Source organism: Paenibacillus qinlingensis (genome assembly GCF_031455095.1).
In the GTDB taxonomy this organism is placed as follows: Bacteria; Bacillota; Bacilli; order Paenibacillales; family NBRC-103111; genus Paenibacillus_E; species Paenibacillus_E qinlingensis_A.
Genome location: NZ_JAVDSB010000037.1, coordinates 1 through 9,085 on the forward strand (window position 1 = coordinate 1; position 9,085 = coordinate 9,085).

Here is a 9,085-nt window from a genome sequence, read left to right on the forward strand (position 1 = left end):
AGAGATTGCACAAAGAGATTGCACAAAGAGATTGCACAAAGAGATTGCACAAAGAGATTGCACAAAGAGATTGCACAAAGAGATTGCACAAAGAGCAGACAACGATTTCTCGTTATCTGCTCTTTGTTTGTAGTGCCTATAGCGCACTGCCTCCGAATAGGAAGCGATACTCCCAGTGGCGATTAGCGATGGAATCGATTCGCACACCGCCGCTTTCTTTGGAATACGTCGATAAAATCTGGCCATTGCCTAGGTAGATAGCAACATGCGTAATCGTCTGGTTCGATTTATTGATGCCTGCATAATTAGACTGTGCTGTCCCTTTGTAGGACATGAAGAACATAAGATCACCAACCTTGAGGTTATGCCAGTCCGTAACATTGTGTCCAAGTGACTTCACATACGCGCCTTGACCTCTAGAGTCTGACGGTAATTTCAATCCAATGCCATCTAAGTAAGCCTGACGTACAAAATCTGAACAATCAAACGTCGCTGTATTATCGCGACTAGAACCATACTCATATGGTCTTCCTAAGTATTTCTTTCCGGCAGCAATCACCTTTTGAATCTTTTCACTCGTTGATCCTCCACTGCCGCTCCCAGGGGATGTTACACCACCAGAAGTTGTAACGTATGTAGGGCTTGTGCTTATGTATCCTTCACGACCATCTGAAGCTTTAACTTTATACCAATAGGCATTTACTTTTTGCAGGATCTGCACCGTTTCTCCCGCCTTCAGATATCGTATGCGAGTTGCATTCTGATCGGCAGCTGTACGGAAACTCACGCTTGCGACGATGCGTCCAGTTCCAGTTGCTGGTGTTGTCGTTTGACCGTTTGCTTTTATGTACTTCGAACTTGTTGAGACATATCCGAGTGTCCCATCCGTAACTTGAACGCGATACCAGTAAGCATTTACTTTTTCAATAATGGAGACAGGCTCACCAGCTTTTAAATAGCGGATTCGAGGTGAATTTTCATCTGGACTTTGTCGAAAGCTCACACTGCTAACAACTTCACCAGTGGTTGCAGCAGATGCTGCTTTAGGTAATGGGACGGTAATAGCCCCAAATATAAGAGATGGAATAAGGGCAAATGCAAGTAATTGTTTCTTCATGTTGTAGGCCTCCTAGCGATTTGTACTTACGAATGACAACGACACTAGTAAATGGTAACATATCCATTGATTAAGGTTTAGCTGTAACATCTACCAATTTTGCTACCCCCACAAAAAAAGACCCCCATTCGCTGTCTAAGAACCAGCTTCATGGTAAGGTCTTCAACCTATTTTCGATGAGGAATCGTCGCTATCTGATACATCCTGCAGCTTCAAATACTGACTCTGATCAATCCAGCGCTGCATGGTTTTATGTGCTTCTTTCCGCTGTAGTAAGGCTTCGGCAAGCTGAAAGCCCTCCTCATAACTATCCACTCGATCAAACCATTTCAATCGCAGCCCCGTATTAAAAATGACATGATCCCGTTCCCGTTTGACTTCCACGCCATCCTCGCCTGAAATAATTCGCTTCACCATGGATATCTGTTCTTCCTTAGCAAGTAAGGGTAAGGCTGTACTCGTGAAGCCAAACTTCGACGGCTCAACACTGCGGGACTCATCTCCCCAAGGTGTCACAATGCGCATCGTGCTGTTCTCATAGAGGGGTAAATCCTCAGAACCATCAATCCCACTAATAATATACGCTTGTTGAAAGCCCGATCGCATCGAAATAGGAATCAGAGACTCCATGGCTTTACGCTGCTGCACACCAATAATTAAATTTGTAGACAGCACAGGATTCAATACTCGCTCAACGGTATCAATGACCGTTCGTATGCCTAATTGTTCTCTCACCTGCTTCAGTCGCCCTATTGGCAGACACAGCTGTTCGGTAGGCAGGAATCCAATGTGCAAATGAAATAGCATAGATTGCCACGCCTTCACAGAAAGTTGAACAGCTACACCAAAGCTCTCAACAATTTCCTTCAGTGCTGTCCCTTGCCGCGGAGGAAGTGCATCACCGCCTTGTATCACCTGTGTGAAGCCCACTGAAGCAAGAAGGAGGCTAACAGGCAGCGTGATAGGGAATCGCTTTCTCCCCTCCGTTGGCCCAATAGAGGTAAGCGAGTTCGGCTGAGCATGGTAATTCAAGGCGTAGCCGCGATAGACATCAATAAAGGCCATCAACTCATCATCTGCTTCCCCTTTCATACATAACGCCATTAAAAATGCTGCACATTGCGCGTCTGTTGAATCTCCCTTCGCCATTTCACTAGCAGCATCCAACGCCTCATCATAGGTTAAATCCCGCATCCGTGTTTGATCGGAACCCATTGCTTGAATCCATCGCTTCATCATGCTCCTCCCTTCTGTTTATATGATGTTATTATGTTATATTTCATTACATGAAATTGGTTATTTATCTAAAATGGTAATGCTTTTAATAGTTAGTGTCAAGTATTATGACATTAAACGTGCCAAAATAAGAAAAAACACCTATCCCCTAGGGATAAGTGCTCATGTATTATAAATTATTTTCGTCAAACTCAAAGTCAAAATCACCAATTTGAATCGTCTGTCCATGGACAGCACCGCGTCTACGCAACTCATCATCAATACCCATGTTACGCAAAATACGTGCAAAGCGCGCGATTCCATCTTGGGTCGTGAAATTCGTCCGCTTAATCAATTTCTCAATGGATGGACTCTCGATAACAAAGACGTCATTATCACGACGAATCGTGAAGTCATTCTCTTCGCGTTTCTCAAAGCGGTATACTTTACGCTCTTCCGTTCCAGCTACACCCTCAACCTCAGGGGCATTCGGAATGCTTTCCACGATGTCAGAAATCTTGTACAGAAGATCTTGAACGCCATCGCGTGTTAATGCTGAAATTGGATAAACCGTGTAATCTTTACCATCAGCAGCCAGTTGCTCTTTGAACAAAACCAAGTTATCTTCCGATTCTGGCATGTCCATTTTGTTGGCTACAACAATTTGAGGGCGTTGCTCCAACTTTGCATTATACAACTTGATTTCTTCATTAATTTTGACGAAATCTTCATATGGATCTCGTCCGTCCGCAGCCGACATGTCCACGACATGTACAATAACACGCGTACGTTCTACGTGACGCAAGAATTCGTGGCCAAGGCCTACGCCTTCATGAGCCCCTTCGATCAATCCTGGCAAATCAGCCATAACGAAGCTTCTGCTATCCCCAACATCCACGACACCTAAGTTCGGTGTTAACGTTGTGAAATGATAAGCAGCAATCTTAGGCTTCGCGGCTGAAACGACCGATAATAACGTGGATTTGCCCACGCTCGGGAATCCGACAAGTCCTACGTCAGCCATGACCTTCATTTCTAAGGTGACCCAACGCTCGACGCCTTCTTCACCATTCTCGGCAATCTCAGGAGCTGTTAGGCGCGCCGTTGCAAAGCGTGCATTTCCTCTTCCGCCTCGACCACCTTTGGCAACGACAACCTCTTGCCCATGGCGTGTCAAGTCAGCAATCACTTCTTGCGTATCATCATCAATGATTGTCGTCCCCGGAGGGATACGAACGATCATATGTTCCGAATTAGCTCCGTGCATCGTTTTGTTGCGGCCTTTCTCGCCGCGATCTGCTTTAAAGTGCTTTTGATAACGGAAATCCATTAATGTCCGCAAACCTTCATCTACTCGAAAAACAACATCTCCACCATTGCCTCCGTCACCACCGGCAGGGCCGCCATCGGGTACGTACTTCTCACGACGAAAAGCAACTAAACCGTCACCACCGTCGCCACCTTTTACAAAAATCTTCGCCTTATCAACAAACATTTCTACACCTCAACTTTATATATGAAACGGCAATCGTAGTGTGACACCTACTTCTTCTTCATGCCAATCCTCATTCTCAAGCGAATACTGGGAACCTCTCGATGAAAAACGTTGTAAAACAGATTGCTCAAGTTGCTCCCGATTATAGGGGCCTTGATATACAAAATCAAGCAGTAGACAATCGTCTTGAACATCAAACTCCAAGCTGAGTGTGCCACTTTCCCCGTCTTCAAATGCTGTATGTTCTTGGATGCACGCCACCATTTGCCGAACCAATCGCTCGATCAGTCCGTGCTGAATCTGGAGTTGTCCAAGATTAATTTCTTGTTCGACTTCCACTTGCAGCTCTAGTGTCTTCGACTGCACGCGGAATTGGAGCAAGTAAGCAATGAAAGATGGGATCCCCAGCTTGGAGAGATTGCTTTCCTGCTGCATAGTCATTTTTATTTTTTCCATATAAGGCCGTAAATTATCAAACTTCTTCATTTGAATGTAGCCAAATAAAATCTGAGTATCATTCATCCAATCATGACGCAAGCGATTGACTACGGCAATCAACTTCAGATCGTTGTCATGCTCTTGCTGTCTCTGCGCCAAACGCCACTTTTCTTCCATTCTACTCGCCTCTAGTCTCCAAGCGGTATAACCACTCACGAGAATGATCAGTAGAAACGCCACTCTGATGATCCAGGGTTCTGTAACCAACATGCCAGTCAAGCCTATGAACACAAGTGCCAATAGATAGACTTGTGTGCTGCCTAATTGCTTCATTATCCGTCCGCCCCGTTCTCCCTGCTTTGTAACCGTTCATCCAGTATATCATGATGGCTGGAAAACTTCACCAAACAAACGAGAAAACCTCCGCCCTCGACCATCCGAAATGAGTGATCACGGTTAGAGGTTTTTCCATGTATGCCTGAGAAAAAATCCCTGGATGAACTCTCGCTCACCAGGGATTCTAATTACGCTTCTAGAGCTGCAGCTACTGGAGCTACATCAACTGGGTATACGCTCACTTTTTTGCGATCGCGGCCCAAACGCTCGAATTTCACTACGCCTTGTACCAAAGCGAAAAGTGTATCATCCGAACCGATGCCTACGTTCGTTCCTGGGTGAATTTTCGTACCGCGTTGACGGTAAAGAATACTTCCAGCAGTAACAGTTTGACCGTCAGCACGTTTAGCGCCAAGGCGCTTAGAGTGTGAGTCACGACCGTTCTTTGTGGAACCTACCCCTTTTTTGGAAGCGAATAATTGGAGATCCAATTTCAAAAACATGGTGTTATCCTCCTTTGTGATAGATTGTTTCAATCGTTATATAATCACCGTAAGTTTGTTCAATCGTTTGTAACATAACGACCATCGATTCTATAATTAACTGCACTTGATTCCACGTTTCAGGTATGTCACGCGCACTTTCTGGGATGGTTACATCCACAAGTCCTCGTTCCATTTCGTGAATAGGAATCACACCGGTTAGCGATACGATCGAATTAATAGTACCAACGGAAACCGCTGATACCGCGGCGCAGACCAAGTCTTTGCCAGGCACGTCATATTCAGCATGTCCTTCAACTACAAAAGAAAGAATGTGAGGTGAATCCGGTGCAAGACGTTCTATGGTCACGTAGATCATAGGCTTGTCTCTTACGCTTGGATTTTCTCAACTACTACTCTTGTGTACGGTTGACGATGACCTTGCTTTTTGTGATAGTTCTTTTTCGGTTTGTACTTATAAACGATGACTTTTGCGCCTTTGCCGTGTTTTTCCACTTTCGCGGAAACTGAAGCACCTGCAACCAATGGAGCACCTACTACTAGGCCATCCTCTTTGGAAACCAAGAACACACGATCAAAAGAAACAACCTCACCTTCAGCAGCGTTCAATTTTTCGATGTAAAGAACATCGCCCTCTTGAACTTTGTACTGTTTACCACCTGTTTCAATAATTGCGTACATTTTCACTTACCTCCTCATGTCTCAGACTCGCCTTGTGCAGGTGACGGAAAGGAACGAATCCATTCGCGTACTTCGACCTGTTTCGTGCGGTTACAGCATGCCTAAACAACACACTCCGAGTATTATATCACAGTTATAATTTCATATGCAAACCTTTTATTTGCGTTTGCGAGTCATTTCGAGCAATCCTAACTTCGTCCAACCGACAATTGTCGTCTTAGAACGATCCTTGCGCACCGCTTCCGCCATGTTGGCCATGACCTTGGCCCGGTTATCTTCGGCATGCATATCAATAAAATCAACAATAATGATACCTCTTAAGTTACGAAGCCGTAAAAGTCTAGGAATTTCAACAGCTGCTTCCCGATTAATATCCGTTACGGTTTGTTCTAAATCAATAGATCCCGTATATCGTCCCGTATTGACATCAATGACCGTAAGCGCCTCAGTTTGATCGATAATTAAATACCCGCCGCTAGGCAGCCAAATTTTACGACGAAAGCTCTGATTTAACTCTTCTGTAACACCGAAATGATCGAACATAGGTGTTCTGCGATCGTAGAAAGCAACGCGGCCTCGCCAGCTCGGTTGCTGCTTACGCAGTAAGTTTCTCATCTCTTCAAAGACTTTGTTGTTGCTCATCCATACTTCTTGAACCTCATCAGAGATCACATCTCGCGCAAGTTTGGGTAAGAGATCCAAGTCTTGATACAGCTGAGCAGGAACATGTGTCTCATCCCGCTTCGCTAGAATGGTACTCCACACATCGCGTAAATTTTGCAGATCATCGCGAATGGCTTCTTCACTTTGACCAATTGCCCCAGTACGAATAATAACACCTTCACCAGGCATGAGGTTCCCCTCAGCAAGCTGCTTCAAACGCTGCCGCTCGGCTTCAATGTCGATTTTACGTGATATTGCAATATAATCAGCATCTGGCATATAAACAATCCAACGACCCGGAATGGAAACGTGTGTAGTCACTCTTGCCCCTTTGGTTCCTTGTGGATCCTTGGTCACTTGAACCATTAACAGTTGCCCAACTTCAGCAATATCCGTTATGGATGGCTTAATCTTAGGCTGCTTGTCCAAATGAACGGGGAGAAGATCGTCTATATAAAGAAAGGCATTCTTCGCAAGTCCAATATCGACGAATGCCGCTTGCATACCAGGAAGTACGTTCACGATGCGGCCCATGTAGATGCTGCCTGCCCGTTGAGTTTCAAGCGGATACTGCGTATCATACTCCACAAGTCGTCCATCTTCTAGCAATGCCGCTTGTGTAAGCTCGGGTGCGCAGTGAATTATCAGTTGCTTCATACACGTTCACCTCACCAGTTATTTTACATGAAAAGATCGGAAACTGCACTCCCCGGTTTTTTTCCATCTAAATAACCGCCGACGATCTGCTGCTCAGGTAACACGGCTTGAATGCGTCCTGCTTCGTTCATCACATAAATTAAGTGATACCGTTCTCGCATAAAAAGCTTCAACGTTTCTGCCATTGTAAGCTGCTTCGTTATCACGATAGGCTGTGCTCTCGTACCTCGACTAAGCAACTGCCCTACACGCAATCCGCGCCCCATGAGAAAGCGCACAAAATGATACGGTATTTGCCGATAAGCGTACCAATTGGACACGAGAAGGAATAAACCAATGACAAGGATGTTAATCGGCAGCTGGCCCTGTATCAGCTGAACAATAGCTATAACAATGATCGAGCAACTAATCGTCATACTGATCCACACCGAATAGACAATCGTGTTATGGTACGACATGATATAGCCTAACAAGCCTTGCATCACTTTCCCGCCATCGAGTGGCATCACGGGTATCAGATTGAATAGACCGATCATGAGATTGGCTTCAATGAAGTAGTCCCACCAATGACTACTACCAATCTCAAATGATTTCATCACGATTGCGATTACAATCATCCACACATGCTGTAGAGGTCCAGCAATAGCGACGATTAATTCCTCGCGTGTAGACGTACTTCCTAGCTCATCCACGATCAAAACACCACCGAAGGGAAGAAGCTGGACTTCTTGAACCCTCCATCCGAAACCTTTTGCCGCGGTTAAATGGCCAAGCTCATGAATGAGTACGATACCGAATAAGGTGATCGCTTCTAGAAAATACCCTGTAAGCGCACAGCCAATCATAATTAGCGTGAATAATGGATGAAAGCGATATTTCGTCCCTGCCCATTTAATCAAAGGTAATCACTTCCGCCGGATTGATCGTCACGCCCTCTTTCATGACAGAAAAATACAGGGTTCCTTTAGCTGGATCTTTGGCAGACGCCTTGCCTATCGGCTCCCCGACCTTCATCCAATCCCCTACAGTTACTGAAGTCTGACTTAGTCCCCCATATAAGGACTCCAGTCCTCCCGGATGACGAATCATGATCGTCAGTCCTGTATCCGCCGCATTCCCTGCGAAAATGACCTGTCCTGTGTCCATCGCATAGACTGGCGCAAACTCCGCGGTATTAATATGCACGCCTTTATGAAGTGTCCCGTCGTATCTAATCATGACCGTACCTTTGGCTGGTGCAAATAAGGTGCGATTCGATGTACTTACGATAACAGCTTCATTGCCTGCTCGGTTAAAGCTCGGAATAAAGGAAGGTGCTCCTCCGAACTTATCAGAATACCAAGCAGAAAATGCCGTAAAGTCATAGGACTGTGTAAGAGCTGCCGTTATAAATAGCTTTCCTTGATTCGCCCAAGGCTTGTCTATCTGAAATAAACCATAGACAGAAACAAATATCACGCCGCTGATAAGCAGCTTCATTGCGATCCTCCGAGCTGATGGCGGTGTGAACAAATTTCGTTCAGCGTCATCATTTGCCGTATCCATCATTAGCTTCTGTCTCCATGCGTATTCGGGGTCCTCCATCCTCCGTTTCCATTCTGAATCCACATAAAGCGGTACATCGCCCCTCTGATGTGAGGGATGTGGGGGATGTGGAGGCAACAGGAAATCAGCCGATGGAGAGGATCTCAGCGAACTACCATTCCCACTTGATACTTCTGACGACGATTCTCGCAAATGGCGAAGTCGTTCTAATCGGCGCTGCTTGACTTTATCTTTTATAACCATAGAATCCCCTCCTTATAAACATACATTAGTACAGCCTATGAGCAGAGGGACAAGATTATGTGATCCGTACAGCACTTCGTTTGTCTTGCGCCATAAACAAATAGAGTAGGCCCATGCATAGTTGCATGGGCCTCTCACAGAACCGAACGTGCGGGTCATCGCATTCGGCTCCTCCGTGCTTATCCCCTCTGG

At 45.5% G+C, this 9,085-nt stretch carries 10 protein-coding genes; all 10 read right to left on the bottom strand.

The window, feature by feature from the left end; genetic code table 11:
• Nucleotides 1-136 precede the first annotated feature (136 nt).
• Entirely contained in the window at nucleotides 137-1,117 is a 981-nt protein-coding gene (locus tag J2736_RS34090; RefSeq protein ID WP_310502956.1) for a C40 family peptidase, read from the bottom strand.
• 162 nt (nucleotides 1,118-1,279) lie between these two features.
• Nucleotides 1,280-2,356, bottom strand: coding sequence for an anthranilate phosphoribosyltransferase (locus tag J2736_RS34095; RefSeq protein ID WP_310502957.1), 1,077 nt, complete (start codon nucleotides 2,354-2,356; stop codon nucleotides 1,280-1,282).
• Between the two features lie 166 nt (nucleotides 2,357-2,522).
• Nucleotides 2,523-3,827, bottom strand: a complete 1,305-nt coding sequence (obgE, locus tag J2736_RS34100; protein WP_310502958.1) for a GTPase ObgE — start codon at nucleotides 3,825-3,827, stop codon at nucleotides 2,523-2,525.
• Nucleotides 3,828-3,842: 15 nt separating this feature from the next.
• Nucleotides 3,843-4,598, bottom strand: a complete 756-nt coding sequence (locus J2736_RS34105) for a Spo0B domain-containing protein (protein ID WP_310502959.1) — start codon at nucleotides 4,596-4,598, stop codon at nucleotides 3,843-3,845.
• A gap of 191 nt (nucleotides 4,599-4,789) precedes the next feature.
• Nucleotides 4,790-5,104 (bottom strand): 50S ribosomal protein L27, encoded by a 315-nt coding sequence (rpmA, locus tag J2736_RS34110; protein ID WP_036742986.1) that lies wholly within the window; start codon nucleotides 5,102-5,104, stop codon nucleotides 4,790-4,792.
• A gap of 4 nt (nucleotides 5,105-5,108) precedes the next feature.
• On the bottom strand, nucleotides 5,109-5,462 hold the full coding sequence (locus tag J2736_RS34115; RefSeq protein WP_310502960.1) for a ribosomal-processing cysteine protease Prp: 354 nt from the start codon (nucleotides 5,460-5,462) through the stop codon (nucleotides 5,109-5,111).
• 11 nt (nucleotides 5,463-5,473) lie between these two features.
• Nucleotides 5,474-5,785 carry a 50S ribosomal protein L21 gene (gene rplU, locus J2736_RS34120; protein WP_028555793.1) on the bottom strand — a complete coding sequence of 104 codons (312 nt, stop codon included), beginning with the start codon at nucleotides 5,783-5,785 and terminating at the stop codon, nucleotides 5,474-5,476.
• Nucleotides 5,786-5,941: 156 nt separating this feature from the next.
• Nucleotides 5,942-7,105 carry an Rne/Rng family ribonuclease gene (locus tag J2736_RS34125; protein ID WP_310502961.1) on the bottom strand — a complete coding sequence of 388 codons (1,164 nt, stop codon included), beginning with the start codon at nucleotides 7,103-7,105 and terminating at the stop codon, nucleotides 5,942-5,944.
• 23 nt (nucleotides 7,106-7,128) lie between these two features.
• Nucleotides 7,129-8,004, bottom strand: coding sequence for a M50 family metallopeptidase (locus tag J2736_RS34130; protein WP_310502962.1), 876 nt, complete (start codon nucleotides 8,002-8,004; stop codon nucleotides 7,129-7,131).
• On the bottom strand, nucleotides 7,997-8,893 hold the full coding sequence (locus J2736_RS34135) for a M23 family metallopeptidase (protein WP_310502963.1): 897 nt from the start codon (nucleotides 8,891-8,893) through the stop codon (nucleotides 7,997-7,999). Before J2736_RS34135 ends, J2736_RS34130 begins: the two co-directional genes overlap by 8 nt.
• Nucleotides 8,894-9,085: the final 192 nt, after the last annotated feature.